This is a genomic window from Campylobacter showae (assembly GCF_900699785.1).
Lineage (GTDB): Bacteria > Campylobacterota > Campylobacteria > Campylobacterales > Campylobacteraceae > Campylobacter_A > Campylobacter_A showae_D.
The window spans coordinates 49,479-76,116 of record NZ_LR535679.1; the positions used below are offsets into that span (position 1 = coordinate 49,479).

Annotated in this window: 32 protein-coding genes and 1 pseudogene; 19 read left to right on the forward strand and 14 right to left on the reverse strand. The window is 45.0% G+C overall.

The window, feature by feature from the left end; genetic code table 11:
* The first annotated feature begins 60 nt into the window (after nucleotides 1–60).
* From fumC to E4V70_RS00285, 19 genes and pseudogenes are all read left to right on the forward strand, one after another.
* The gene (gene fumC, locus E4V70_RS00195) at nucleotides 61–1,488 is read left to right on the forward strand and encodes a class II fumarate hydratase (RefSeq protein WP_122862904.1); all 1,428 of its coding nucleotides are present in this window, start codon (nucleotides 61–63) and stop codon (nucleotides 1,486–1,488) included.
* 11 nt (nucleotides 1,489–1,499) lie between these two features.
* Complete coding sequence (locus E4V70_RS00200; RefSeq protein WP_232037787.1) at nucleotides 1,500–2,033, forward strand: hypothetical protein; 534 nt, start codon at nucleotides 1,500–1,502, stop codon at nucleotides 2,031–2,033.
* A gap of 349 nt (nucleotides 2,034–2,382) precedes the next feature.
* Entirely contained in the window at nucleotides 2,383–3,531 is a 1,149-nt protein-coding gene (locus E4V70_RS00205) for a hydrogenase small subunit (protein ID WP_122862905.1), read from the forward strand.
* A gap of 2 nt (nucleotides 3,532–3,533) precedes the next feature.
* Nucleotides 3,534–5,252, forward strand: a complete 1,719-nt coding sequence (locus tag E4V70_RS00210; protein ID WP_122862906.1) for a nickel-dependent hydrogenase large subunit — start codon at nucleotides 3,534–3,536, stop codon at nucleotides 5,250–5,252.
* Between the two features lie 11 nt (nucleotides 5,253–5,263).
* Nucleotides 5,264–5,947 (forward strand): Ni/Fe-hydrogenase, b-type cytochrome subunit, encoded by a 684-nt coding sequence (cybH, locus tag E4V70_RS00215; protein WP_122862907.1) that lies wholly within the window; start codon nucleotides 5,264–5,266, stop codon nucleotides 5,945–5,947.
* Nucleotides 5,947–6,621 (forward strand): HyaD/HybD family hydrogenase maturation endopeptidase, encoded by a 675-nt coding sequence (locus E4V70_RS00220; protein WP_122862908.1) that lies wholly within the window; start codon nucleotides 5,947–5,949, stop codon nucleotides 6,619–6,621. The genes cybH and E4V70_RS00220 overlap by 1 nt, the downstream gene beginning before the upstream one ends.
* A complete protein-coding gene (locus tag E4V70_RS00225) occupies nucleotides 6,618–8,153 on the forward strand; it encodes a protein hydE (RefSeq protein WP_122862909.1) in 1,536 nt (511 codons plus the stop codon). The genes E4V70_RS00220 and E4V70_RS00225 overlap by 4 nt, the downstream gene beginning before the upstream one ends.
* Nucleotides 8,137–10,362, forward strand: a complete 2,226-nt coding sequence (gene hypF / locus E4V70_RS00230) for a carbamoyltransferase HypF (RefSeq protein WP_122862910.1) — start codon at nucleotides 8,137–8,139, stop codon at nucleotides 10,360–10,362. The genes E4V70_RS00225 and hypF overlap by 17 nt, the downstream gene beginning before the upstream one ends.
* 51 nt (nucleotides 10,363–10,413) lie before the next feature.
* Nucleotides 10,414–10,827, forward strand: coding sequence for a nickel-responsive transcriptional regulator NikR (gene nikR, locus E4V70_RS00235; protein WP_122862911.1), 414 nt, complete (start codon nucleotides 10,414–10,416; stop codon nucleotides 10,825–10,827).
* Nucleotides 10,828–10,959: 132 nt separating this feature from the next.
* Nucleotides 10,960–12,130: pseudogene (gene nhaA / locus E4V70_RS00240) on the forward strand (Na+/H+ antiporter NhaA).
* Between the two features lie 13 nt (nucleotides 12,131–12,143).
* On the forward strand, nucleotides 12,144–13,427 hold the full coding sequence (locus E4V70_RS00245) for a DUF2157 domain-containing protein (protein WP_122862912.1): 1,284 nt from the start codon (nucleotides 12,144–12,146) through the stop codon (nucleotides 13,425–13,427).
* Nucleotides 13,424–13,951: a GDYXXLXY domain-containing protein gene (locus E4V70_RS00250; RefSeq protein WP_122862913.1), complete on the forward strand. Its 528-nt coding sequence runs from the start codon at nucleotides 13,424–13,426 to the stop codon at nucleotides 13,949–13,951. Before E4V70_RS00245 ends, E4V70_RS00250 begins: the two co-directional genes overlap by 4 nt.
* Before the next feature lie 237 nt (nucleotides 13,952–14,188).
* Nucleotides 14,189–14,995: a hydrogenase nickel incorporation protein HypB gene (gene hypB, locus E4V70_RS00255; RefSeq protein ID WP_122862914.1), complete on the forward strand. Its 807-nt coding sequence runs from the start codon at nucleotides 14,189–14,191 to the stop codon at nucleotides 14,993–14,995.
* Nucleotides 14,995–15,309, forward strand: coding sequence for a HypC/HybG/HupF family hydrogenase formation chaperone (locus E4V70_RS00260; RefSeq protein ID WP_122862915.1), 315 nt, complete (start codon nucleotides 14,995–14,997; stop codon nucleotides 15,307–15,309). Before hypB ends, E4V70_RS00260 begins: the two co-directional genes overlap by 1 nt.
* The gene (gene hypD / locus E4V70_RS00265; RefSeq protein WP_122862916.1) at nucleotides 15,306–16,403 is read left to right on the forward strand and encodes a hydrogenase formation protein HypD; all 1,098 of its coding nucleotides are present in this window, start codon (nucleotides 15,306–15,308) and stop codon (nucleotides 16,401–16,403) included. The genes E4V70_RS00260 and hypD overlap by 4 nt, the downstream gene beginning before the upstream one ends.
* A gap of 12 nt (nucleotides 16,404–16,415) precedes the next feature.
* Entirely contained in the window at nucleotides 16,416–17,465 is a 1,050-nt protein-coding gene (hypE, locus tag E4V70_RS00270; protein ID WP_122862917.1) for a hydrogenase expression/formation protein HypE, read from the forward strand.
* A 145-nt stretch (nucleotides 17,466–17,610) separates the two neighbouring features.
* On the forward strand, nucleotides 17,611–17,952 hold the full coding sequence (hypA, locus tag E4V70_RS00275) for a hydrogenase maturation nickel metallochaperone HypA (protein ID WP_122862918.1): 342 nt from the start codon (nucleotides 17,611–17,613) through the stop codon (nucleotides 17,950–17,952).
* A gap of 144 nt (nucleotides 17,953–18,096) precedes the next feature.
* Entirely contained in the window at nucleotides 18,097–18,387 is a 291-nt protein-coding gene (locus tag E4V70_RS00280) for a hypothetical protein (protein WP_122862919.1), read from the forward strand.
* 71 nt (nucleotides 18,388–18,458) lie between these two features.
* Nucleotides 18,459–18,707 carry a hypothetical protein gene (locus tag E4V70_RS00285; RefSeq protein WP_232037788.1) on the forward strand — a complete coding sequence of 83 codons (249 nt, stop codon included), beginning with the start codon at nucleotides 18,459–18,461 and terminating at the stop codon, nucleotides 18,705–18,707.
* Between the two features lie 85 nt (nucleotides 18,708–18,792).
* Here the strand turns inward: E4V70_RS00285 and E4V70_RS00290 are convergent, their stop codons facing one another.
* The 14 genes from E4V70_RS00290 to E4V70_RS00350 form a co-directional block, all read right to left on the reverse strand.
* A complete protein-coding gene (locus E4V70_RS00290; RefSeq protein WP_122862920.1) occupies nucleotides 18,793–19,131 on the reverse strand; it encodes a M15 family metallopeptidase in 339 nt (112 codons plus the stop codon).
* Nucleotides 19,132–19,352: 221 nt separating this feature from the next.
* On the reverse strand, nucleotides 19,353–19,697 hold the full coding sequence (locus E4V70_RS00295; protein ID WP_122862922.1) for a hypothetical protein: 345 nt from the start codon (nucleotides 19,695–19,697) through the stop codon (nucleotides 19,353–19,355).
* A gap of 14 nt (nucleotides 19,698–19,711) precedes the next feature.
* Complete coding sequence (locus tag E4V70_RS00300; protein WP_122862923.1) at nucleotides 19,712–20,062, reverse strand: hypothetical protein; 351 nt, start codon at nucleotides 20,060–20,062, stop codon at nucleotides 19,712–19,714.
* Between the two features lie 446 nt (nucleotides 20,063–20,508).
* Nucleotides 20,509–20,865 carry a hypothetical protein gene (locus tag E4V70_RS00305; RefSeq protein WP_122862924.1) on the reverse strand — a complete coding sequence of 119 codons (357 nt, stop codon included), beginning with the start codon at nucleotides 20,863–20,865 and terminating at the stop codon, nucleotides 20,509–20,511.
* Nucleotides 20,865–21,512 (reverse strand): hypothetical protein, encoded by a 648-nt coding sequence (locus E4V70_RS00310; RefSeq protein WP_122862925.1) that lies wholly within the window; start codon nucleotides 21,510–21,512, stop codon nucleotides 20,865–20,867. The genes E4V70_RS00305 and E4V70_RS00310 overlap by 1 nt, the downstream gene beginning before the upstream one ends.
* The gene (locus E4V70_RS00315; RefSeq protein WP_122862926.1) at nucleotides 21,512–21,742 is read right to left on the reverse strand and encodes a hypothetical protein; all 231 of its coding nucleotides are present in this window, start codon (nucleotides 21,740–21,742) and stop codon (nucleotides 21,512–21,514) included. Before E4V70_RS00315 ends, E4V70_RS00310 begins: the two co-directional genes overlap by 1 nt.
* Nucleotides 21,742–22,509: a hypothetical protein gene (locus tag E4V70_RS00320; protein ID WP_122862927.1), complete on the reverse strand. Its 768-nt coding sequence runs from the start codon at nucleotides 22,507–22,509 to the stop codon at nucleotides 21,742–21,744. The genes E4V70_RS00315 and E4V70_RS00320 overlap by 1 nt, the downstream gene beginning before the upstream one ends.
* The gene (locus tag E4V70_RS10625; protein WP_163026458.1) at nucleotides 22,496–22,657 is read right to left on the reverse strand and encodes a hypothetical protein; all 162 of its coding nucleotides are present in this window, start codon (nucleotides 22,655–22,657) and stop codon (nucleotides 22,496–22,498) included. Before E4V70_RS10625 ends, E4V70_RS00320 begins: the two co-directional genes overlap by 14 nt.
* Before the next feature lie 4 nt (nucleotides 22,658–22,661).
* Complete coding sequence (locus E4V70_RS00325) at nucleotides 22,662–23,690, reverse strand: hypothetical protein (RefSeq protein ID WP_122862928.1); 1,029 nt, start codon at nucleotides 23,688–23,690, stop codon at nucleotides 22,662–22,664.
* A gap of 11 nt (nucleotides 23,691–23,701) precedes the next feature.
* Nucleotides 23,702–24,265, reverse strand: a complete 564-nt coding sequence (locus E4V70_RS00330; RefSeq protein WP_122862929.1) for a hypothetical protein — start codon at nucleotides 24,263–24,265, stop codon at nucleotides 23,702–23,704.
* Between the two features lie 9 nt (nucleotides 24,266–24,274).
* Nucleotides 24,275–24,619 carry a hypothetical protein gene (locus E4V70_RS00335; protein WP_122862930.1) on the reverse strand — a complete coding sequence of 115 codons (345 nt, stop codon included), beginning with the start codon at nucleotides 24,617–24,619 and terminating at the stop codon, nucleotides 24,275–24,277.
* 13 nt (nucleotides 24,620–24,632) lie between these two features.
* Complete coding sequence (locus E4V70_RS00340) at nucleotides 24,633–24,935, reverse strand: hypothetical protein (RefSeq protein WP_122862931.1); 303 nt, start codon at nucleotides 24,933–24,935, stop codon at nucleotides 24,633–24,635.
* Nucleotides 24,936–25,178, reverse strand: coding sequence for a hypothetical protein (locus E4V70_RS00345; RefSeq protein WP_122862932.1), 243 nt, complete (start codon nucleotides 25,176–25,178; stop codon nucleotides 24,936–24,938). It abuts the gene before it with no gap.
* A 5-nt stretch (nucleotides 25,179–25,183) separates the two neighbouring features.
* Entirely contained in the window at nucleotides 25,184–26,626 is a 1,443-nt protein-coding gene (locus E4V70_RS00350) for a hypothetical protein (protein ID WP_122862933.1), read from the reverse strand.
* Between the last annotated feature and the right edge of the window lie 12 nt (nucleotides 26,627–26,638).

Below are 26,638 nucleotides of genomic sequence, written 5' to 3' on the forward strand. Positions count from 1 at the left end.
TAAATTTATGATAATTGATATATAATTTCAAATACTAATTTAAGTAAAGGAGATAAAGGCATGGAATATAGAATAGAAAAAGACACGATGGGCGAGGTAAAGGTTCCGAATGAGAAATATTGGGGAGCGCAGACGCAGCGTAGCCATGAAAATTTCGAGATCGGAGTAGGGCTGGAGACGATGCCTAAAGAGGTCATAGAGGGCTTTGCCTATCTAAAAAAGGCGTGCGCGCTGGTTAATCGCAAGCTGGGCCGCCTAGATGAGCCTCGCACCGAGGCGATCGCGCAAGCGTGCGATGAAATTTTAAATGGCAAACTGGACGGAAATTTCCCTCTAGTCGTGTGGCAGACGGGCTCTGGCACGCAGTCGAATATGAATTTAAACGAGGTCGTTTCAAACCGCGCGATGGAGATTTTGGGGCTAAATTTCCGCGATAAGGCGGCGCTGGACGTCAAAGATGCGAAATTCGTGCATCCAAACGATCACGTAAATAAAGGCCAGAGCTCAAACGACACCTATCCTACGGCGATGCGAATAGCCTTTGTGCTAGAGCTTCAAAAAAAGCTACTGCCAGCAATCCAAAAACTTGAAGCAACGCTGGATAAAAAGACCGCCGAGTTTGCGGGGATCGTAAAGATCGGCCGCACTCACCTGCAAGACGCCACGCCGCTCACGCTCGGGCAGGAATTTAGCGGCTACGCGCACATGCTAAAGGCGAGCAAGGCGCAGATCCTAGCTACTATGCCGTTTTTGCAGGAGCTTGCTATCGGCGGCACCGCGGTAGGCACGGGGCTAAACTCGCACCCGAAATTTAGCCAGATGGTAAGCGACGAGCTAAATGCGCTAACGGGCACGACGTTTAAATTTAAATCCCATCCGAATAAATTTCACGGCCTAACCAGCCATGACGCCGAGGTGTTTTTAAGCGGCGCGCTAAACGGCCTGGCGGCAAATTTGATGAAGATCGCAAACGACGTGCGCTGGCTAGCAAGCGGGCCAAGATGCGGCATAGGCGAGATAAACATCCCCGAAAATGAGCCCGGAAGCTCGATAATGCCGGGCAAGGTAAATCCGACGCAGTGCGAAGCCGTCACGATGGTCGCCGCACAGGTAATGGGCAACCACGTCTCGATCTGCGTTGCCGCAAGCCAGGGCAACTTCGAACTAAACGTCTTTAAGCCGGTGCTTACGTACAACCTCATCCAAAGCATCCGCCTGCTAAGCGACGCGATGGTAAGCTTTGAGAAACACTGCGCTTGCGGTATCACGGCAAACGCCGCGAAAATCGACAAGCTGCTGCACGAGAGCCTGATGCTAGTAACCGCGCTAAATCCGCACATCGGCTATGCAAATGCCGCCAAGATCGCCAAAACCGCGCACCATAACGGCACTACGCTGCGCGAGGAGGCGATAAAATCTGGCATACTAACCGCTGAGGAATTTGACGCGTGGGTGGTACCTGAGGACATGACCTCGCCGAAGGAATAAATTTTAGTTGCTTGAGTTTTGGGCTCGGTGAGATTTGGACGATTTTGCCGAGCCTAAGTAAAATCCGTAAATTTAAGAGCGAAATTTACGGTTGCGCCTTAAATTTTACTCAAATTTGCCGATATACTTTTAAATTTAAAGGCGCTGCGATGGATGTAAAACTAAACATAAATTTAAACTCAAATTTGATGAGCGTCGGCAAAAGCTCTGCGGCGGCTAGTGCGGCAAATTTAAACGCAGGCGCGCTAAATTTAAAAAGCGGCGATAGGGGCGATATCTTGCGCGGCGCGTCAGATTCTCTCAGCGGCGCGTCAAATTTGCCTAGCGGCGAAAGCAGCGCCGATATCCTAAAAAAACAGCTAGAAAAACTACAAAAACGGCTAAAAGAGCTTGAGGCCGCGATAAAGCGAGTAAAAGCGAGCAAAAATCCATACGCAAAAGATATGGCGGCCTCGCTTGAAACGCAAAAGGGAGCGGTGTTTGCGCAGATAATGCAAATAAGCGCGCGAATTTTAGAAATGCAAGGCGGTCAGAGTAAAATTTGACGCCGTAAATTTGCATTTCAAATTTTCAAAATGTAGAATTTTGATGCCTTGAAACTAAATCGTAAATTTAAGAAATATGGCGATTTTGATTTTAAAATATCAAAATGTAAAAATAATTTGTCAAATCTATCTTTTTATACTTTAATTATTTTTTAGGACTTTTATCGCAAAAATAACACTAAAATAACAATATACTTAATCATAGAAACTAATATTTTTGCTAAATATAAAATTTTAATTTTTAGTTGTAATATTTCAATTTCTGAAATTATTTGATAACGACTTAAAGATAAATTTACTCCGTTATCAAATATGCAAAAAATGCATATTTTACCCCAAAGGAGAGAGCATGAGAGATGACGTCCTAGTTAGGATAAACGAACGACTTAACGTGCTTGCCGCGCTTCCGACTCTAAAAAACGGATCGATCGGCGAAGCTTTAAAGAAAAGCGGATTTAGCAGGCGCGATTTTATGAAATGGGCCGGCGCGATGACGGCGTTTATGGCGCTACCTGCGTCGATGGCGCCTACAGTGGCTAGAGCCGCCGAGCTTAGCGATAGATTGCCCGTGATATGGCTACACATGGCCGAGTGTACGGGATGTAGCGAGAGCTTGCTTCGTACCGATGCGCCGAGTATAGATAGCTTGATTTTTGACTACATCAGCCTCGAGTATCACGAAACCGTGATGGCGGCGGCAGGATGGCAGGCTGAAGAAAACCTAGAAAGCGCGATCGAAAAATACAAAGGCAGATACATCCTGCTAGTCGAGGGCGGCATACCTACGGGCGATACGGAGAACTATCTAACCGTCGGTCCTTTGGGGCTTAGCGGCCTTCATCACGCAAAGCACGCGAGCGAGAATGCCGCGGCGATATTTGCTATCGGCACCTGTTCGAGCTTCGGCGGGATACAAGCCGCAAAGCCAAATCCGTCAAATTCCGTCGGCCTATCAAAAGTAACCTCAAAACCTGTTATAAACGTCCCCGGCTGTCCTCCGAGCGAGAAAAATATCGTGGGCAACGTCCTTCACTACATACTTTTTGGCACTTTACCCGCGCTTGACGTATTTAACCGTCCAAAGTGGGCTTACGGGCTTAGGATCCACGATCTTTGCGAGAGAAGGGGGCATTTTGACGCGGGCGAGTTCGTACAGACCTTTGGCGACGAGGGCGCGAAAAACGGCTACTGCCTCTATAAAGTCGGCTGCAAAGGCCCATATACGTTTAATAACTGCTCCCGCGAGAGATTTAATCAACACACTAGTTGGCCGGTGCAAGCAGGCCACGGCTGTATAGGTTGCTCGGAGCCTGATTTTTGGGATACGATGGGGCCTTTTGAGGAGCCGATGGCAGACAGGCTGTTTAACACCGTTTTAGGCTTAGGCGCCGATAACGTCAGCGATAAAATCGGCATCGGAGTACTGGCGCTCGCAGGCATCGGTATAGCAGCGCACGCCGCGGTAAGCATTTTTGCTAAAGACAAAGAGGAGGCGTAAAAATGAGCGAGCAAAGAATAATAATAGACCCCATAACCAGGATAGAAGGCCACCTGCGCATAGAGGTTGTCGTGGATGAAAATAACGTAGTTAAAGAGGCCTACTCGGGCTCTACGCTTTGGCGCGGCATAGAGCAGGTCGTAAAGGGGCGAGATCCGAGGGATGCTGGATTTTTCATGCAGAGGATTTGCGGCGTTTGTACGTTTTCGCACTACCGCGCGGGCATCATGGCCGTCGAGGACGCGCTAGGCATCACGCCTCCGCTAAACGCGCAGCTAACGCGCACCCTTATGAATAACGCCCTTTATATGCACGATCATCCCGTGCATTTTTATCAGCTTCACGGCCTTGACTGGGCGGACGTAGTTTCGGCTCTAAGCGCGGACGTACACAAGGCTAGCGACGAGGCGTTTAAATACTGCGACACGCCTTACGCGACCGGCGCAGATAAGCTAAAAGAGGTAAAAGAGCGCGTTGAAGCCTTCGTAAAAAAGGGAAATTTAGGACCTTTTGCAAACGCCTACTGGGGACATCCGACTTATAAATTTACGCCCGAGCAAAATTTGATCGTGCTATCGCACTATCTAGAGTGCCTAAGGATACAAAGGACGGTGGCGCAGATGATGGCGATATTTGGCTCCAAAAACCCGCACCCCCAAAGCCTCACCGTGGGCGGCGTGACCTGCGTGATGGACTTGCTAGATCCCGCAAGACTAGGCGAATATCTAACCAAATTTCAAGAAACGGCTGATTTTATCAACCGAGCGTATTATCCAGATCTAGTCATGGCCGCTAAAGCCTACGGCAGCGAGCCAAGCGTGCTAAAAGACGTCGGCGTGCCAAATTTATTCGCTTACGACGAGTTTTTGGTCGGCAGAAACGAGTATCTGATCCAAGGCGGTGCTATCCTAAACGGCGACATCAGTAAGGTTTACGAAGTAAATGGCGACAAGATCACCGAGGAAGCCACTCGCGCATGGTATAAAAACCCGGCTCCGCTGCATCCGTACGACGGTGAAACCGAGCCAAACTACACCGGCCTAAAAGATATGAAAACATTGGGCGGCAGCGGCAAAGAGGTAGATACCAAAGTGTTTGACGAAAAGGGCAAATATAGCTGGATCAAAGCTCCTCGCTATGACGGCAAACCGATGCAGGTGGGACCGATAGCCAGCATCATCGTAAACTACGCCAAAGGTAACGAGCGCGTGGTGAAGATCGTAGATAAATTTTTAAAAGATACGGGACTTCCGCTTGAGGCGGTATTTTCTACGCTAGGCAGAACCGCAACCAGGATGCTAGAGGCTAAACTAGTAGCCGATCACGGACTAACCGCCTTTACTAGCTTAGTAGAAAATCTAAAAACCGATCAAGAAACCTGCGCTAAGTACGTCATAGATAATGGCAAGGAGTATAAGGGAAATTTTCAAGGCAACGCCCCTCGCGGCGCGCTCAGCCACTGGTGCCGCATAAAGGGCGGCGTGATAACTAACTGGCAAGCAGTCGTGCCTAGTACGTGGAACGCCTCGCCAAAAGACGCCGCAAACGTGCGCGGAAGCTACGAGGAGTGCCTCATCGGGCTAAAGATCGCCGATCTAACCAAGCCGCTTGAGATCATACGCAAGATTCACTCTTATGATCCTTGTATCGCATGCGCCGTGCACGTGATGGATGCGTGCGGCACGCAGCTAGGCGAATACAAAATCAACCCGAATTTGTGAAAGGAGCGACTATGAGCGAGCATAAATTTGACCGCAAAAGCGAGTATGAATTTTCCATCGGGCTTAGGGCGACGCACTGGATCAGGTTTTTTGCCATCACATTTTTAGTCGTGAGCGGATACTATATATCGTATGTTTTCGTTAGCCCCGAGGTCACGACCGAGCCCGTGCTGTTTATGAACGCCAAGTGGCGCGCGGCTCATCAGATCGCGGGGTTTATCTTGATAGCGTGCTTTATTTTCAAGCTCTACCTATTTATATTTGACAAATACAGCCGCAAAGAGGTCGTTAGTATCGTCGATTTTTTTAATCCCAAAGTCTGGATAGCGCAGATAAAATACTATCTGTTTTTAGGCCCGCACCCGCATCTAAAGGGCGTTTATAATCCGCTTCAGTTTGCGTCGTATTTTTTCTTTTATCTAGTGCTTTTTTTGATCTGCCTAACGGGTCTCGTTCTCTACGTCCACGTCTATCACGAGGGGCTTGGCGGGCTACTTTACGAGCCGATGAGGCAGTGCGAGGAGCTAATGGGCGGGTTAGCAAACGTCCGTACGATACACCGCATCTGCATGTGGATCATCATGATTTTCGTCGTAGCGCACGTATATATGGCGGTATTTAACGCCGTAAAAGGCAAAAACGGAGCTATGGACGCGATTATTAGCGGCTACAAATACGTAAAAGACGAGCACTGATGCGGGTTTTGGTGCTAGGTATCGGCAACGTGATGTTTGGCGACGAGGGAGTTGGAGTGCATTTTGTCAAAATGATGGAGCGAAACTATAAATTTAGCCCTAAAATCAGGGCTAAATTTGACTCCGCTTTAAATTTGGACGATAAATTTGACGCGTCAAATTTGGACGTCGCAAACTCAAATTTAAGTAGCGATTTGGCTAGTCGAGACGGCTTTAAATTTAACGCGGACGGCGCAAATTTGGAGCTAAGATTTATCGATGGCGGTACGCTAGCTATGGCGCTAACGCCCCTTATAGCTCAGGCGGACGTTTTGATAGTCGCCGACTGCATCAGCGCAGATGGCGGCGAGACGGGGGATGTGTATTTTTTCGGTTACGAGCAGATGCCGCCATCTATCTCGTGGAACGGCTCCGCGCACGAAGTCGAGATGCTTGAGACTTTGCGCTTGATGGAGCTTGCGGGCGATTTGCCGCGGACTAAAATTTTAGGTATCGTGCCAAAACGCATCGAGCCTATGAGCTTTGAGATCTCGTCGCAGGCGCAAGAGGGCGTAAATTTGATGGAAAAGACGCTTTTAAACGAGCTTTCGCGGCTTGGATTTAGCTACGAAAAGATCGCAAATTTTAGCGTCTCTGGCATCGCTTTAGAGTTTTCAAAAAAGGGCGCGATATGATTTTAGCTTACGAGTTTGACTGCGCGAGCGAAAATTTCGCCTTTCTTCTTAAATTTTACGCGCAAAAAAGCGGACTAAAATTTAGCCTCAAAAAACAGCGGGGTTTAACTACGCTTTACGCCCAGGGCGCGCAAGAGGAGCTTTTGGCGTTTTCGGATATGCTTGCTAGCTCGCTGCCTCACAGCGTGTTTTTGCGCGGCTCAAAGGTCTACGCGAGCCAAAATTTACCGCAAGGCGAAACGAGCGAGCCCGTAAACGCCCTCTCAAACATCACGCCGCGCGTCGTTAGCGCTTATTTTAAAGGTGAGCTAGAAGAGTGCGAGAACGGCGTTTTTAGCGATGTTTGCGTTTTTACGGACGGCAAATTTACGCCCGTAACGAAGGCGAATTTTAACGAGCTTTTGGATTTTGCTTTTAAAAATTTAAGCGCGGGCGTTAAATTTAAAGATATTAGCGGCGAATTTGAAGCGTCAAATTTTACCGAACTAAACGAAAATTTTAATCTTTTAATGCCTACAAATCTTAAAAATTTACCCAAAATTTTTATCGCAAACAAAGCCGAACAAGTAGCCCTAGCAAGCTACGAAAAGCCCGCCGTTACGCTAAAAACGACGGCTATTTACCGCGGCAATCACCCAAACTCGCCTAGATTTTTTGACGTCTGCGCCCCTAGAGACATTTTCGTCTACGCGCTTTGCGACAAGCTTTTTAAAGCGGGCGCAAATTTTATCGCTTTTTTGGCGCAAAAGCCGCCGTTTAAGGCTACCGTACTTGAAAACGGATATATTTTTAGCGGCTCTAGGATTTATTATTCGCGCGCAAATTTGAGCGAAGTAGAGGGCGCCGCGGATAAAAATCTAGCGAATTTTAATCTCGCAAAAAAAGAATTCGACGAAGAAGGCGGGATAGCTAGGATATTTTTAAGCAGGTTTAAAGACGATGAAGTTAAAATTTACCCCAAATTTGATGATTTTAACGTCTTAAATTTCGCCTTGCCCGCAAGCTTTGACGAGCTTTACGCGCAGATAAGGCGCGAGGAGGGCGGCGAGAGTTTGCTTCAAAATTACGGCGAAAGCTTTAGCCTACCGCGCGGCGAGCTAAATGTACAAAACGGCTTTTTCGGGCTATTTTGCATGGCTGGAGCGCTGCTTGGATTTGATAGCGATGCGCAAAAATCGGGCGAAATTTTACTGCAAAACGCGAGCGATTTTAACGGCGCAAAAGGGCCTAGGCTTGATTTTAAAATGCTAAACAAAACGCATTTTGACGTCGTTAAATTTGCTAGAAGCGGCATGAGTTTTAGGCTCGCAGGCGTCGATGCGAGGCTGCTTAGCTACGGATACGCCGAGTCGTTAGCATATTTTTTGAGCGATTTTTCAGACGCGCTAAAGCAGGATTTTAGCGTGCAAAACGCGCTGCTTTGCGGCTCGCTTTTTGAGAACAAAACGCTTGCGAATTTGACGTTAAAGCATCTAAGAACAGGCTTAAACGCCAAATTTAGCAAAGAGTTTTTGATTGAAGAGATGTTTTAAATATGAAATTTCAGGTTTAGTCCAAGGCGTCGGCTTTCGCCCTTTTGTTTATAATCTAGCCCTTAAATTCAGCCTTGCGGGCGAAATTTACAACGACGACGAGGGCGTGAAGCTAACGCTTTGCGGCCCAGACGAGCAGATAGAAAAATTTGAAAAAGCGCTGCATGAGGAGCTACCCAGCCTCGCTCGCATCGACGAGATGAGAAAAACCGAGCTAGAGGACGCGAAATTTGACGAGTTTAAGATAGTCGCCTCAAAATCAGCCAAAAAACACGCGCCCATCTTGCCCGATTTTGCCCTCTGCACAGACTGCGAGCGCGAGTTTTACGATCCCGCAGACCCGAGGTATCATTATCCTTTTATCAACTGCACCAACTGCGGCCCGAGGTTTTCGATTATCAAGTCGCTGCCTTACGACCGCGCAAACACGACGATGAACTCGTTTAAGATGTGCGAATTTTGCGGCGGCGAATACAAAAATCCGCTAAATCGCCGCTATCATGCCCAGCCCGTCTCCTGCCCAAACTGCGGGCCTAGGCTTGCTCTAAAAGATAAATTCGGACGTGTTTTGGCGCTGGATAACGATAGCGCAAAGCAGGCCGCGCGTCTCATAAACGAGGGTAAAATTTTAGCCGTAAAAGGGCTTGGCGGATTTCATCTGATGTGCCGTTTAAAGGATGATACGGTGAGGCTTTTAAGAGAGCGAAAAAAGCGCCCTAGAAAGCCATTTGCCGTGATGTGCAAGGACGTTTCGCGCGCTAAAAAATACGCACGAATTTCGCCCGAAGAAGAGCGGCTTTTAAGCTCAAATTTAAAACCGATCGTCGTTTTGCAAAGCTTGCCTGGCGCGCCGATTCCGTCAAATTTGGCGCCGGGGCTTAATAAAATCGGCATATTTTTGCCCTACACGGGCATTCATCTTTTGCTTTTTGAGTACCTAGATGGCGACGTCATCGCTACCTCGGCCAACGTCTCGGGCGAGCCGATAATCTACGACGAAAAGGACCTGCGAGAAAAGCTGGGCAGCGTGATAGATTTTTACCTAGATAACGACCGCGAGATACACTCGCCAAGCGACGATAGTATCGCATTCGTAGCTGGCGGCGAGCCTATCTTTATCCGTACCAGCCGCGGCGTGCATCCTAAGTTTATCCGCACGAAATTTAAGAGCGAAAAGACCGTTTTGGCCGTCGGAGCGGAGCTAAAAAATCAGTTTGCGATCTTTAAGGACGGCGAGCTGATGATAAGCCCGTATATCGGCGATCTAAAAAACGTCGCGACCTATGAGCGTTTTTGCGCGCTAATCAATCTTTTTAGCGAGATTTACGAGCTAAAATTTGACGAGATCGTAGCGGATTTGCACCCGCACTTTTTAAACCTAAAATGGGCGCGCGAATACGCCGCGAATTTGGGCCCAAATATCACGCAAATCCAGCACCATCACGCGCATTTGCTATCGGTGATTTTAGAAAACGATTTGGACGCAAAGCGCGAGTATCTGGGCTTTTGCTTTGACGGTACGGGATACGGCGCGGACGGGAGCGTTTGGGGCGGAGAGATACTAAAAGTGCGCGGCAAGGAGTACGAGCGAGTTTGCAAATTTGACGAAATTTTGCTAATCGGCGGCGAAGCTAGCGTGAAAAATATCTGGCAGATCGCTTATGCCGCGATATTAAAATATGATTTAGAGTGCGAGGCGGAGGCGTTTTTAGCCAAATTTGAGCCCGCTAAGCTAAAAAATATAAAAATCTTGCACGAAAAGCAAATAAACTGCGTAAAAACTAGCTCGCTTGGACGTATATTCGACGCGTTTGCGGCGGTGATCTTGGGGCTTGATAGCATTAGCTACGAGGGGGAGGCGGGGATGAGCCTGGAGGCGCTTTTTGACGCAAATTTGGACGTCTGCTACGAGTTTGAAATCAGGAGTGATAAAATTTGCTTTAAAGAGGCCTTTAAAAGAGCTCTAAATGACGATGCTAAAACGGCTGCGACGGGCTTTATAAAGGGGCTTGCAAAGCTCGTAGCAGACGTGGCTTGCGCGCAGCCTAACGACGTCTTGCTAGCGGGTGGCGTTTTTCAAAATAAAGCCCTGCTTGAAAATGTAATTTTAATTCTTAAGCAAAAAGGTAAGAAGTATTACATAAATAAAAACTTTTCGTCAAACGACTCTTCGGTAGCTATCGGTCAAATCGCGCTTACATTAATTTAAATTAAAGTTTTCTGATGTATAATATCTAATAATTTCTTTAAGGAGGCGATAGTGGAAAATATCATAAGATTCAGCGTCTCGTTGCCAAAGCAGTTATTAGACGAACTTGACAACAAAATAAGCGCTCAGGGCTATGCTTCGAGAAGTGAGTTCACTCGCGATCTGATTAGGGAAAAAATAGTAAATGACAGCTGGAAGGACGCAGATGAGGATCTTATCGGCGTTTTGACGCTCATTTATCTACATCACCAAAACGACCTCGTCGTGAAAATGATGGACATCGAGCACAAGGCGAACCTGCACATCGCCTGCACGACTCACGTCCACGTGGATCACGATAACTGCCTAGAGACTCTGATACTGCGCGGCAAAGCAGGGACTATCGAGAAATTTTCAGAAAAAATGGGCGGACTAAAAGGGGTTAAATTTGCAAAACTCACCAAGGCTGCCATCCCGCGCTCATAGCGCTTAAAATGCGGGCGGGTCTGATAAGCTCTATCAAATTTGCCCGCAAAAAATCTCTTTTTTATCGCGCATTTAGCCCTTTGATGTTAAAATCGCCGGAATTTATCGCTATTTTTATCCTAAGGCTAAAATTTGAAACATATTTCTTTTAAAAATTTCGTCCAAAACGAGGCGAGTTCGGGTATCTTGCTCATACTTGCCGCAATTTTTGCGATGATATTTCAAAACGGTTTTTTGAGCGGCTTTTACAACTCCTTTTTACGCATAAATATGGGCGTGGTTTTCGGCGAATTTAGCTTGCAAAAGCCGCTTATTTTGTGGGTAAACGACGGGCTCATGGCGGTTTTTTTCTTTCTTTTAGGGCTTGAGCTAAAGCGCGAGATAGTCGAGGGCGAGATGCGAAATCCCGCTCAGATAGTGCTACCTATCGTGGGCGCAGTCGGCGGTATCGTCATGCCCGCGCTCGTTTTTACGCATTTAACCACGCTGCTGCTTCTGCGATAAAAGGCTGGGTAGTCCCGGCCGTGACGGATGTAGCATTTACTCTAGGTATCATAATGATTTTAGGTAAAATAGTGCCGGCGAGTTTAAAATTTTTTTCGTGACGCTATTATACATCGACGACGTTTGCGCGATTTTGATAACGGCGATATTTTACGTCGGATATCTCTCGGCAATGTCGTTTATGGTTGTTAGACCAGCTGCTCTTGGGACTTTTAGCTTCAAATTTAGCCGGCATAATATAAAAGCTTGCTACGTGATTTTTTGGGTATAATACTTCGGATGAGCGTGCTAAAATTGGACGCCCATGCGACGCCAGCGGGTATCGTGGCGGTATTTTTATGCCGCTTAAGGCAAAGAGGACGAGGGTTCGATGCTAATTAGATTAAGTACGACTCGCACGTCTGCATCGCCTTTTTCGTTTTGTCGGCATACGCCCTCGTGAGTGCCGATATTCGGCTAAAAGGCGCCTGGCTATAGCAAATTTCCACCCCGTGTCTCTAGGCGTCATACCGGGGCTGTTTGCGGGTAAGCGGCTAGGAGTGTTTGGATTTTGCTTTTTGCGAGTTAAATTTAAGCTTGCAAAGCTACCCAAATACTGCAACCCGGCTCAGTTTTACGGTCTTTGCTTGCTTACTGGTACCATCTTTACGATGAGTTTTTTATAAATTTGCTCTCCTATCACGACACGCACGAGTTCGCGTACGCCGATAAGCCCGCGGTACTTATCGCATCGCTGATCTCGGGCAGGGCGGGCTATGCGATGCTTTACCGGGCGGGGCGACACAGGAAGATAAAATAAACGGAGTAGAAAAATGGTGATATTTCATAAAAATTTTCTCGCAGACGAGCTTGCGAAGTGGCGAGAAGAAGGGCTAGTAAGCGACGAGGCGGCGCGCAAGATAGCGGCTAGATACGATATAGATTTATCGGGCGCAAACGAGCGGCGAAGCTTTATATTAAAACTCGTCGCGTATCTGTTTTTGGCGCTTTCGCTATTTACTTTGGTGGGCGCAAACTGGGAGGAGCTACCGCGCGCTCTAAGGCTAATCATTGTGCTTGGCATACTTGCGGCGGTAAATTTTAGCGGAGTTTGGGCGCAAAAAAACGGCAAAGAGACGCAGGCTACGACGCTGTTTTTTCTGGGTAACTTTTGCTACGGCGCGGCGATCGTTTTAGTCGCGCAAATTTACCATCTAGGCGAGCATATGCCTGACGGCGTGCTGCTGTGGGCGGTCGGAGCTTTGGCGCTAGCGCTTGCGACGCGTAAGTCCATCATCGCATTGCAAGCTCTTGTTTTGGGGCTTATTTGGTTTTTGATGGAGTTTGAGTTTAGCGGCGTTTCGCACGGATTTTTGTTATTTATAGTAACTTGCGCGGCCGTGCTTTGGCGCGACGACTCAAGGTTGCTGACCGCTGCGCTTTTTGCGAGCGTGTTTGTTTATATCGTTTCTTTCGTGCTTTACGAGCGATATTTCCTAACTGATTTGCGCGTGGACGATGCGTTTTACGGCGTTCATTTTTTTGCGCTTAGCTACTGCTTGCTCGCCGTTTGCGCTTCGTTTTTACTTGAGAGGGCGGGTAAATTTGAACTCGCGTTTTACCTTAAAAACATCGGCATCGTCTGCGGCGTGGGCATCTTGTGCTTTGATATGTCGCTTTACGAGGATTTGCATTTTGCGCGTCCGTGGTCTTACGGCGCGCAGAACTACGAGAATGTTTTGAACGGCGTTACGTTTTTAAAAAGCGTGTTTGGGGCGCTATTTGCCGCATTTTGCGCGGTATCTTTGGGGTTTGCATTTTACTTTAAAAAATACGCCGCCGCTATCGTCGGAGCGCTTTTAGTGGCTCTGCCTTTTATCTTAGACGCGTTTGCGGGCTACGAGGAGGGGGTGTTTTCGCTCATCGGCGTTTGCGTCGCGGTCGCTCTTATCAAGCAAAATAACATGAAATTCGGCATAGCGCTCATCTTTTGGGTGGCGTTCGTGCGCTACGTCGATCTAGTCGGTGATTACGTCAGCGCCAGCGCGCTATTTTTGGTATTTGCGCTCGTGGTGCTCGGGGTCTCTAGGATATCTAAAAAAAGGAGCGCGAAATGAAACTAAAGCTGATTTTTGCCGCCGCGGTGTTTCAAATTTTAGCCGTGATCGCGATGCTTGCGTATGCGTACGCGCCGATATATTTTGGTAAAGAGATATTGATACGAACTACGGTTTACGATCCGCGCGATATGTTTCGCGGCGATTACGTGCGCCTTAGCTACGGCTTTGCGAGCGTTTACGAACCGGACAAAAGAGACTCGAATTTAAGCAAAAGGCAGCAGCTGCACGGTGCTAAAATTTACGCTATCTTAAAGCAAGATAAAGACGGTAGGTATAAATTTGACGGATATAGCTTTAAGCAACCTAACGGCGGGACGTTTTTAGCGGGCAGGGTTGATTATAATACCGCAAATTTCGGCATCGAAGCCTTTTTTATGCCGCCAAAAAAGGCGCAGCAGATGGAGCGAGATATGATGGAGTTTAACGCCACCGCCGTCATCAGCGTGATGGATAACGGCAAAGCTCGCATCAAGGATATCGTAATAGAAAAACCAAAAGTCGGAGAATCCAACAAGCGTTAAATTTGCGGGCGGCTAGAGGGCTAAATTTGACTAGACTTACCCGAACTCAAATTTAGCCCTAGCCTTCAAATTTAACGCGGCTCAAATTTAAGTCAAATTTAACCCCTCGCCGCTACCGTAAAAATCTCAAAGTATAAACATAACGCAACGAAATAATATCCGCAAGGTATGAAACTAAAGCGAGATTTTAACATCTAAGAGTATAATAACCCCAAAAAATCGCTAAGGAGAAACAAAATGTGTAAAGATTGCGGATGCTCGCTGGGCGGGCACGACCACGCTCATACTCACGCCGACGGCACGACACACTCGCACGCTCACGATCACGGCGCCGAGCACGGACACGGCGCGGCTCACGAGCATAGTCACGGCCACGCACACCCGGCGCTAAACGACAGCAAAACCGTTGAAGTTATAACGAAAATTTTATCCCAAAACGACGAAGAGGCCGCGCACAACCGCGCTCACTTGGACGAGCACGGGATTTTATGCGTAAATCTCATGAGCAGCCCCGGCAGCGGCAAAACTACTCTACTAGAAGCTACGATAAAAAGCGGTAAATTTAAAATCGGCGTCGTCGAGGGCGATCTAGAAACCAACCAAGACGCCGACCGCATAATAAAAGCAGGCGGCAAAGCCCACCAAATCACGACCGGACAAGCATGTCACCTCGATGCGTTTATGGTGCACGAGGGGCTCCATCATCTGCCGCTAGAGGGCCTTGATATAGTTTTCGTAGAAAACGTCGGCAACCTCGTTTGTCCGGCTAGCTACGACGTCGGCTCGCACTTTAACGTCGTTCTGCTATCGGTGCCCGAAGGCGACGACAAGGTAGCTAAATACCCCGTGATGTTTCGCGCCGCCGATCTTATCGTGATAACCAAAACTTCGCTGTTGCCGCATTTTGAATTTGACGTTAAAAAAGTCGTCAAAGAGGCTCGCAAACTAAATCCAAAAGTTGACGTCGTCGAGCTTGACGCAAAAACGGGCGAGGGCATGGAGAAGTGGCTGGGTTTTTTAAAATTTAAAAAAGAGCTTAGATAATGTGCCTCTCAATCCCGTCAAAAGTGGTCGCGATCGACGAAGATAACGTCGCTACCGTAGAGACGCTAGGCGTTAGTCGCCGCGTGAGCCTCGATCTCATCGCCGAGCCCGTGGCCGTCGGCGAATACGTGCTCATCCACGTCGGCTACGCGATGGAGAAAATCGATACGAAATTTGCGCTAGAAAGCATCGAAATCTACCGCCAAATCGCCAAAGATATGCAAAACGGCCGGATCGGCGCAGACGAGGGCGACGCGGGACTAAGCGCTATGCAAGCGGAGGCAAACAAGCCGGACGCAAAGGAAAAAGCGTGAATCTAATCAATGATTTTCGCGATAAAGAGCTTATTTTAGCGCTTTCAAAACTCATCAAAAAAGAGAGCGTAAAACCGCTAAATATCATGGAAATTTGCGGCGGACACACGCACTCGATCATGAAATTCGGCCTGCCTCAGCTAGTGGGCGAGCATATAAATTTCGTCCACGGTCCCGGCTGCCCCGTCTGCGTGATGCCAAGGAGCCGCATAGACGAGGCTATCAAGCTAGCCCAGATGCCAGACACCATCCTGTGCACTCTAGCCGATATGATGAGAGTCCCGGGCTCAAGCACCAGTCTGCAAAAGCTGCGCGGCGAGGGTTGCGACATCAGAGCGCTATATAGCCCGCTAGACTGTATAAAAATCGCGCGGGAAAATCCCGAAAAGAGCGTGATATGTTTCGCGATCGGGTTTGAGACGACGACGCCTATGAGCGCAAATTTGGTGCAAAAGACGCTAGAGCTCGAGCTAAAAAATCTATTTTTCCACATAAATCACGTTACGGTCCCCGCACCCGTGCGAGCGATCCTAAATGATAAAGACGTCAAGATCGACGCGTTTTTGGGACCTAGTCATGTGAGCGTGATCACGGGCTACGGCATCTACGAGAGTATCGCGGCGGAGTATAAAAAACCTATCGCGGTTAGCGGATTTGAGCCGCTTGATCTGATGGACGGCATCCTAAACCTCGTCCGCCAGCAAAACGCGGGCACGCACGAGGTCTATAACGAATACGCAAGAGTCGTCACGCGCGAGGGCAATCAAAAAGCAAAGGCGCTCATAGACGAGTTTTTCGAGCCGTGCGACTTCTCGTGGCGCGGTCTTGGCGCGATCGCGCAAAGCGGTATGAAGTTGCGCCCCGAGTACGCGAAGCTTGACGCGAGGGTTAAATTTGACTGTAGCGTGCAAAGCAAAGGCGAGAGCAAAGCCTGTATCTGTCCTGAAATTTTACGCGGGCGAGCAAAGCCTTTCGACTGTAAAATTTTCGCTAAAGCCTGCACACCAAAAACCCCCGTTGGCTCGTGCATGGTCTCTAGCGAGGGCGCATGTGCGGCATACTACAAATACGGCGACGTCAAAAGCGCGGGCTAAGAGGAGGCAAATTTGAGCAAGATAATGCTAAGCCACGGCGGCGGCGGCGAGGAGATGAACTCGCTCATAAACGAGACGATTTTTAGGATATTTGACAACGAAATTTTGCGCGAGAGCAACGATAGCGCGATACTAAATTTTAGCGATCTTTGCGCTGACGAGAGCGATAAATGCTCGGCAAATTTGAAGCCTAATTTTAAAGGCAAACTAGCCTTTAGCACCGATAGCTTCGTTGTTACGCCGATATTTTTTAACGGCGGCGACATCGGCAAGATCGCAGCTTGCGGCACGATAAACGACCTAGCTATGGTCGGCGCCGAAGCAAAGTACCTAAGCTGCGCGCTAATAATTGAGGAGGGGCTGGAGATAGACGAGCTAGAGCGCGTGCTGGGTTCACTAGCCGCCGTCGCTCGTGAAAACGGCGTGCGGATCGTATGCGGCGATACCAAGGTCGTACCGCGCGGCAAATGCGATAAAATTTTTATCAACACGAGCGGCATCGGCGAGATCCTCTGCGAGGGCGTGGAGCTAAAAAGCCTGCGCGCGGGCGCAAAGATCCTGATCTCTGGCGACGTGGGTAGGCACGGCGCGGTGGTGCTAGCTAGCCGCGAGGAGCTTGATTTGCAAAGTGAGCTAAAAAGCGACTGCAAGGCGCTAGTAGGCGCGGTAAAGGCACTAATAGAAGGCGGCGTAAAGCCTCTGTGTATGCGCGACGCGACGCGCGGCGGACTCTCGGCGGTGCTAAACGAATGGGCAAAATTTAGTGGCCTAGACATCCTCGTTCGCGAGGAGGATATCAAGGTTAGCGACGAAGTGACGGGCGTTTGCGAGCTGTTTGGTTTTGAGCCGTACGAGCTGGCAAACGAGGGTACCTTCGTGCTAGCCGTTGATGAAAAAGACGAGGCGCGCGCGCTTGAGATTTTGCGCAAATTTGACGCTAACGCAGCCTCGATCGGCGAGATTTTAGGCGCTGCAAACGGCCGCGTCATCCTGCAGAATGCATACGGCTCGAAGCGCTTTTTAGAAGCGCCAAAGGGCGAGCTTTTGCCTAGAATATGCTAGGTGCGGCGATGAATAGGTCAAATTTAAGCGCATTAGCTTTTGGGGTTTGCGCGACCCTAGAATCGGCTCGCAAAATTTATCAAATTTATGCCATGGACGCGTCCGCACAAATAAAATCAGCTCCGTCCACAAGCAAGGAAATCTGATGCATGAACTAAGTATAGTGCAAAGCCTAGTCGCGCTTTGCGAGAAAAACGTCGCCGCAAACGGCGCGAAAGAGGTCGTGCGCCTTGAAGTGCGTATCGGACGGCTAAGCGGCGTCGAACCTCACTATCTAGAAAGCGTGTTTGAAGTTTATAAAACCGGCACGATCTGCGAAAACGCCGAGCTTTTGATCGCCTTGCAAAACGTCGCCGTGGAGTGCAAAAGCTGCGGTTTTAGCGGTGAGCTTAGCGAAAACGACTTCACCTGCCCGACCTGCGGCTCGCAGGAGCTTGATGTCATGGGCGGCGAGGATATGCACCTCATGCGCCTTGAGATGCGGTGATTTTGCCGCAAATTTTAGCTCAAATTCGGTGTTTAAATTTGAGCCGATTTTTAAAATTTACTTCCAAAAACGCGGCAAATTTGACGAAAACCTATTTGTTTGCCTCCTCTAAAACGCGCCTAGATAAATTTTAAAGGAAGCTAGATGCCTAGATATTCGTTTGAAATCATAGAGCAAATGCTGCTAAAATGCGTAGCCCAGGGCGGCGAACCCGAACTTGGCTTTCGCCTGTGCGGCGCAGAGTGCATTATCGTCGCCTATGCGGATCGCTGCTCATTTCAAAGATGCGCGGACGAATCCGGCGCAAACGCGAGCGGCGAACGGTATTTCGCTACGCTGCGAGAACTCTACGCCGCGCCGCAGATAGACGGACGTTTGCTAGAAGAGATTTGGGGCGAGGCGGATGAATTTTACTGTCCTAATTTTGAGCCGTGAGACCGCGAGACTTGTGCGGCGCAGGCAAATGCGCGGATAAATTTGAACTAAATAAATTTGAAAGGAAATAAATGGGTTCTGCTTGGAGTTACAGCGCGAAAGAGCGTAGCGCGGACGGTAAATTTAGCGCGGAATTTGATGGTCTCGACCTAGCCGTGGGCGCACCGAGTTTGGGCGAGCTGCGGCTTTACGCGAGCGCGGAGGCACTAGGTTTAAATTTGAAGCGTAAAGAAAGCGATAGCGAGAACGAAAACGTAAAATTTAGCCAAAGCGGCGAGATTGAGCAAGATTTTAAGACCTTTGTCAATACCTCATTTTGATAATAGGATTTTGTGAGGTTATAAAAGCTCGATTATATCGAGGTTTTGTCAATGAAAAATATTTTTAAATTTTAGTGTTTTTGGGTTAGCATTGTCTTTCAAAATGCGGTGTGTCTATAAAGTTTTTGAAGTTTCCGCCCCATTTGTTACTTTGATCTAAGCTTTCCCAATAGTCGCCAATGCTTTGAAGCTGTGATTTTGATTGTAGCCACTCACCGTTTTTAAATATGTGTAGATCGGCAGCACATCTTTTTAAGTGCATTGAATTAGAAGTTTTCGATTTTCCCTCTTTGATATAGATTTCTTGCTGTGCTTGCGTGCGCTCGACTTCGCCCAATCTGATTGTATAGCCATTGCCGATTAAATAATTTAGAAGCTTTGCGAGGTCTTGAGTAAATTTCTCTTGATTTTGCCCTAGCGTCATTTATGTAGCCTTATGTTTTGGTGTAGAAATAAATCGTAAATTTTGTCAATTTTCTTTTGTAAATTTGAGATATCAGCTGTAAAAGATTTTTCTATCGTGGATAGTTTTTGATTAAAGGCGTTTAGCCTTTGCGATATTATCCAATTTATGATAGTAAAGAATAGAGCCGTTAAGGTTATTAACGGCTCGATGTAATCCACTATGAAACTTGCTTGCATTTCTTACGCGATAGTTACGTGTTGCATATTTATAACAAAAACTTCCTCAAACTTAACCCCGTTAAAGGTTTTGTTTAGAAGCGCAGTGCGGATCTCGTCCTCATCTTTGCTATAATCTGCGTAAAATTGAAATGTAGTCTTTGCTTTTGAAGCGGCAGATTTACCCGTTACGGTCACATCCCAAAGATCAGCTACGACCTCATTTCCCGACACGCTTTCAACCTCATAAACGACAAATTTACCGTCAAGGTTGTTTTCTGCAAATGTTTTAGCCGTTGCGCCATCCGCAGGAACAGCAAAGCCAAACGTGCGATTTCCTAAAGTATTCCTAATTAATGATTTAGCCATTTTTTACCCCTTTCTTACGCGTCAAATTTTAGTTTTGCGTATTCGCATTTTGCAGTTAGAACGTAATCACAATCAAACTTGCCGACGACGTCCGCGCTCAAATCTTTAAAAGTCTTAGCGGCTTTAACGTGCGGAACGCTAAAAATAGTTGACAGCCTACCGATAGCGTCTTTTTTACCTACAACTATGCTTTTTTTGTTTAAAGGGCTAGGAATTGCGGCAATAGCGACGCCACCCTCACCAACGTTTTTAAATTTTTCTACTTTTCCAGCCATAAGACCGATTAACGCCGTAGTGTCGCCGTCAGTCGCGCCGATAGCCGTAACAGTCAAAGAGCGTAAGCCCTTAATAGTTTGCTTTAGCATTTTTCTTTACTCCTTTGAGTTTTATTTTTGCGTTATGCTGCATAAACGACGAAATATTAACGAACACTTTTAATAATTGCTTTATTGATTAAACGAATATCCAAAAATACGGGATTTAACCCAAACAGTAAGCAAGTATAAAAAATCCAAGATTTACGCTAGCACGAGCCAAAGCGACGCCGCTCAGCAGTTTAATCCGCGATAAACTAAATTTGACGAAATACAAGCCACGAACGAAAAAACTAAAGTCGCTTTGCGGGGGAGCTCGTGCAAGCGGCATCTATGCGGAAAGTATGGGTTTGGTTTTGGGTTAAGAGAGGAAAAAGGGGGGAAGCTAGCAAGCAAGGGGAGAGGGAACGCCAAGCTCCGACGGCGCAGAGCGCCTGAAGCTTGGCGGAAAAAGACAAAAAGCGGGGAAAAAGACAAATACGGCTAAATTTGAAAGATCAAAGCATAAACAACGCACACGCAACGCTATCAACCTTAAGCCCACCGACCTCTAAGTGCATTTTACATAAGCGCGCGAGCTTGTCCTCATCCATTGTCTTTTTTACGTTATGAACCAATACCTGCTTTTTACGACGGTTAGAATTTGCGCAAAAAGCCTTATATTGCTTAAAATAGTTAAAATCGTCAATCGGCGGCGTTGTCGTGTCATCCTCATAATGAACTTCATAGATATATTTAATTTTTGCAGTAGAAGCCGCAGTTAAAAACGCTTGCAAACTCGATAAGCTTTTAGCCTCAAGCGTTGAAGTTATTACGCGATTTCCTTGCTGTTGGGTTACTTTATATATAGGCATTATTTTAACTCCTTTTCGATCATATAACGGAAAGAACTACCATAAGAGAAAAAAGAACCATTATAATCAGATAAACAACCATTTTTAAAATACGTAAAAATCTCATTAAATTTAGCTCGAACGGCAGAAACAAATTCATCATAAGTATATAATTTAGCATAATTATTAGTATATTGCTCGCGAGTAGAACTATAATAAAAATAAAGAGTAGAGAAAAACGGATTAAAACGCTCCATTATCAAATTCAAGTAAAAATCCAAATCGTTAAAATCAGAATACAAAATTTTTATAACGTCAAATGATTTTTCAAAACCTGCACCGCCCGCAAACTCTCGCCAATCAACGCCGAAATAATCAGGCTTTAAAATAGATATTTCGATATAATCGTGAACCGATAAAGGGAAACGACGAATAACATAATCGCTTGTAAATTTTGATTTTTCCAAATGAAAAATAGTATCAACCAAAACAAAAGGACAAAGACCAAAACGAGGGCTTAATTTTTCTGATCCTATATGAAATTTAGAAAAATAAGAATAAAAAGGAATACCGCTAAACGTTGCGCTACCCTCGCTAATTTCCGATCGAACAAAAGTAAAATCTGGGAAATATTTTTCTTGACAGCATTGACACATCAAAGCAACCATTATTCAGACTTCCCAAGCAAATTTTCACAAAGAAATTTTAAAAGGCGATTAGTTTCTTTTAACTCTGTTTGATTTTCAGAGAGTTTAAGAGATATAGCGTCTAAAGTCGTTTTAGTATCTACGGGGTTATTTTCCGAAACCTTATCGCCGATAGTTTTAACATTTAAGCTAATAGCGTTTAAAACGTCCATTTCCTGCCTAAATGCTTGCTCGCAATCTATATTAGCCATTACGGATTAACCCCCTTAACCTTATTGTGAAAATAACCAAGACCGTTAAGCATCTGCATAAAAGCTTCACTAAGTCCGACAATATCGCCTTTATCATCTTTAACCCACATAAAATCAGCGACTTTATTTATTTGCTCGATGTCTATACTCTCCGCGCCCGTAATTTTGCGCAAAATTTCTTTATCGGTAGCAGTAAATTTAGACGTTAAAAGTTTGAACATAAGCGTTTGATTAAATGTCTCGGCTTTGGCTTTAGCGTAATTTAGCTGTTGATCTTTAGAGTGCATTATAAGATCACGTTGTTTTAAAGATGTATTAGCACTAGCATAATATTGATTTGAAGACTGCTGAGAATTAAACGCAGAATTAGACATATTAACAGCTAAATGCGCATACTGTATGCGCTCTTGTGCCGATATACCAAAAATTTTACTAAATATTCCAAGCTTAACACCCTTAGCAAATTTTTTAAACAAATTTGTACCTTTAACAAGTAAAGGAGTAAGAATTAAACCCAAAAAACCGATAACAATATCTAAAATTTTACGAATAATATCCTCTTGTTTTTGAATATAAATCATTAAAGCAGAACTAAACATTATCGTAATACCGCTATCAATAGCCTGCTTTAAAATACCGTCATCCATACCGTTATCTTTAAGCTTTTTAAGGATAACGTCATAAGCTACGTTATAAGTTAAGTCCTCGAACATCTCATCAACGCCGAGATTTAAAATTCTTAAAGCTTGATTTTTATTTTCGGGCATTATCAACCGCCTTTAACTGCTCTTGCTCTTGAATAAACTCACGAGTAACCTCACCAGGAGTTTTAAAAGTAAGAAACATATAAACCAAGCCCAAAAACACAAGAATAGCTACACCCCAACCTTGATAATCAGAATTACGATTAGACATTTTTTTATTTTCCTTTCATAAAATCAGAAGCTACCTCACCAGGCAACTTAAATTTAAAAATTTCAGTTATATCAGGAAATCCGCCGAATAAATCATCTATATCGCCGTCGCTTAACTCAAAATTCTTTTCATCTGTCGCATTTTTAGCTTTTATCGCGTGATATTGCGCCTGCATTTCGCGAGGCGAAGCGCTTACGACCGCTTGACCGTCAAGGTCTTTAATCGTCAAAGGCGTCTTAGCAAACTTAGCTTGCTCATCTAAAATTTCAACCTCTTTAGTCTTTTGCTCGATTATCTTGTTTTGATAATCGGTAACGCTTTGCGGAAGCTCAATCGCAACGGGATCAGTTATATTTAACTTAGCCTTTAATTCAGGAATATTAAGTTGCTGAGCAATGTTTAAATCCTTAATCTTAACCTCGTTAGATACTTTAAGATTATTTTCGACCTTAGCCGTCAAACCAATATTTTTAAGCTCGTTTATAGACTTAGTTATCGGATCAAATTTTATCTCTTTTTGACCGATATTCTTTAACTGCTCGATCTCTTTAAGCTTGCTTTCTTTAATCTCTTTAATCGTCTTTGACTGCTCCTCGATTATCTCATTAGATTTTTTAAGATTTTCGTTAAGAGCTTCAAGCAACTGCTCAAATTTATCTTTTGCGGCAGGAGCAGGAGCGTCTTTTTTAGTAGGATCAACGACGCCCTCACCGACAGCTTGAGCCGCAATCTCGCCTAATTGCTCATCAGAAGCAATCCTAAGCAAATTTGAAAGCTGATAATTTCTTATAAGTTGGTCTAAAAGCTCGTTTTGTTTATCAAGGCGAGAAAGCAAACCGCCGCCCATATAAGCGGCGTTATTAATAGGGGCGGGCATTTCAATCTTAGGCGGAGCGATAATATTTCTACTCTCGCCCGAAAAAGCACGCCTAACGACATAGCCAACGCCATTAACGACGGCGGGAGCGATATAGCGCTTTACACCCTCGCGAACAGCACCGCCGACAATAGGAGCTAAAACAGGTAAAGCCATATTACACCCCCTTAACCATAAAAGCCCGAGCCGTCACCGTGACCCGGACTACCACCCGGAACACCACCGCCACCAGGACCGCCGCCCGGTCCGCTATTTTGAACGACATCAGGCGCGAAAGAACGCACTAAAAACGAGTGAGGACAATAAAAAACGAGCTTGTCATTTACGTCCGTTAGCTCATAACAAATTATAGAATTTGACGCTGAATTTAGCATTAAAAAAGACTTAGCGACTTTATAAATTTTATCGCCGTCTTTTAACTTAACGAACGAACCGTCAATAAAAGAACCAAAAGCCCCGTTTAATTGTAAATATAACTCATCAAACGGCGCGCCCGTACCAAGCTCCACCTTTTTATCGGCAATCGTTAAAAAAGCTTCGGGAGCATAAAGCCCTAAATGAACCTTAGAAACGTTTTGCAAGAGATAAACCATTGAAAAAGAATTATCACCGACTAAGAGCGGGAAGCTCTTTTTTACAAGATAATTATCAGAAAACCCCGCAACTTTAACCTGAACGTCATTTTCAAGAGAACCGAAAAACCCTTGCAAGCCTAAACCAAAATTTAGCATTTTAACCCCTTATGAAATTAACTTATAAACTTTATCCCACGCGACATCAATAGCGCGAATATTTGCCGACGCCTGCTCTAACAGCTTAATCACTTCGTCTTTATTTGGTGTCTTACCTTGCTCAAGCTGAATAAGATAATTATCTAAAGCTTCAGCCGTAGCCGTAAGACCCAAAACCTCGCTTTGCGCCTTGTTATCGTCGATTTCGGATAATTTTTCAAGAACTGATCCTGCAAGAACTGCACCTGCTTTGGCTTTGGGAAAAAATACGCTTAAAACGGGCGATAAAGCCCCAAGTATATTATTAGCCGCCTCGCTAGTCTTAGCGATCACTTCTTTAACACTGTTTGACATCTTTTAATCTCCTTTAGTCAAATAAATTTAAACTCTGTTGTTTTACGGCAAAAAGATAAACCCTGCCGCGCCTTAATTCAAAATCCCGAGCTTTACAAAAAGCTTTTAAATCTAAATTTTTACAATCCTCTTTATACTCCTTGAATATCTGCGAGCCAAGCCAATTTTTAGGCGTAGCTCTTAAATTTTGCGTTTGATAAATGATTTTTGCCTTTTGCTCAAAATATTCACGCTTGATTTGATAATGCGCTAGATCAATACAAAATTTATTATTATGCTGTAAATATTTATCTAAAATTTGCTCTAAAATAGTCATCTATAAATACCTAAAACCCGAATAACAATACTTTTTAGCAAAAGCGTCCAATAAATCACCATCATCATCATAACCATATAACTTTTCACTAGGAAATGAATAGAAAGTATTAAAAAAAGGGTCAGAATAAACATTATCACCATCTTCAATAGCAACCCTAGTTTCATCAACTGTAAGACCAATATCAAGTTGAGGAAACTCCAAGCAAGGATAATGGCTTACATCAACTAATAAAACACTCATAATTTTTAATCCTCAAATCTTTGTGCCTGAAGTATTTTCAAAGCGTCTTTAATAGGCTTTTTATACTCCTCGCTACGTATCTCTTTTAAAGCGATGATAAATTCATCTAAGCCGTAATACATTGAGCTAGTAAGCGGATTATCGATACAAAGCCCACAATCACTTATAACCTTTTCATTTTTGTTAAAATTGCCCGCTAACTTAGATAAGCCGTATTCGTGTAAATTTAGCCCCTGCTTATCTAAATCCTTTTTAACTTCATCAAGCACGACGAGAAAGTTATTAAAATCGTAACCTAAATTTGTATAAACGGCAGATACGAAAGCCTTTAAAGCTTTTTTAGCTTGCTTTAAGTCCTTTGATTTTATGAAATCGTGCTTAGATAGCTTAGTGAAGCGATTTTCATCCCAATCGGCAAGAAAATCCCAAAATTTTAAACGGGTTTCGTCTTGATCACAACGTTGGTAAATTTTACGGACACTATCGGCTTGAACACTATTATTTGATATTCTTTCACGCTCTTTAACAGTTAAATCATACCACTTGCAAATATTTAGCCCAGTAGCCCAAAATTTACCCAAATTTGAGAATAAATAAGCCACTTCATCAACGGTATTAAACGGGATTAATCTTTGTATCCTTGCACGCCCAAATTCTACTTCGTGACGGAATACACATAAATCTTTATCAAAAATAAAACCGTTTAATTCCCACTTAGTAAAAATCAATTCGGAAATATTTTGATTTTTTACCTGCTTTACTTTGTCATATACGCGAAACATATCGGGATTTTTACCGAAACTAGCCCCCTCAAAACGGTTAAAACGCATAAAATTATTAACTGTGATAGTATTTATATCCGTAAATGTTTTTACCGCGTCATCACTGCTTATTAGGTCATCATCGTCATTTTTGCCGATACTCTCGCCAAAATTACTTATTTTTTTAAGAGAACGAAAATTAAAAAAATCAACGGGGGTATATTTTATCCCTGCGACATCCGTGCACAAATCTAGGCGTAAAACCTTTATTTGAAAATTTGCCCCCAAAATCTCAAATAAAAATTTCTTAACTTGCGTCATACAATATTCGTGACCGTATTTTAATAAATATATTGACCTAAACTGTAATTTTACGTGGTATATACTCGTAGCTTTAAAATCGGCGTCCGAAACGTTAAAAAATACGTCATCGTTTCTAACGTAACCGATATATGCGCCCGTGCTTTTACTACTTACGAGAAAATCACCGTAATTTAGCCCTAGATTTGTTTTTTCGACCTTTTCGCCAAAAGTCTTAACCATTTGCGCCGCCTCTTTAGCGCGCCTTATTTGAGCGACAAAAGGCTTAAATTTAGTATTGAATACTATTTCATCTAAACAATTAACACCGATAACTAGCGTATCGATACCTTGATGAACGATTTTAGGCGATGAAATTATTTGCATTTTTTTAAATCC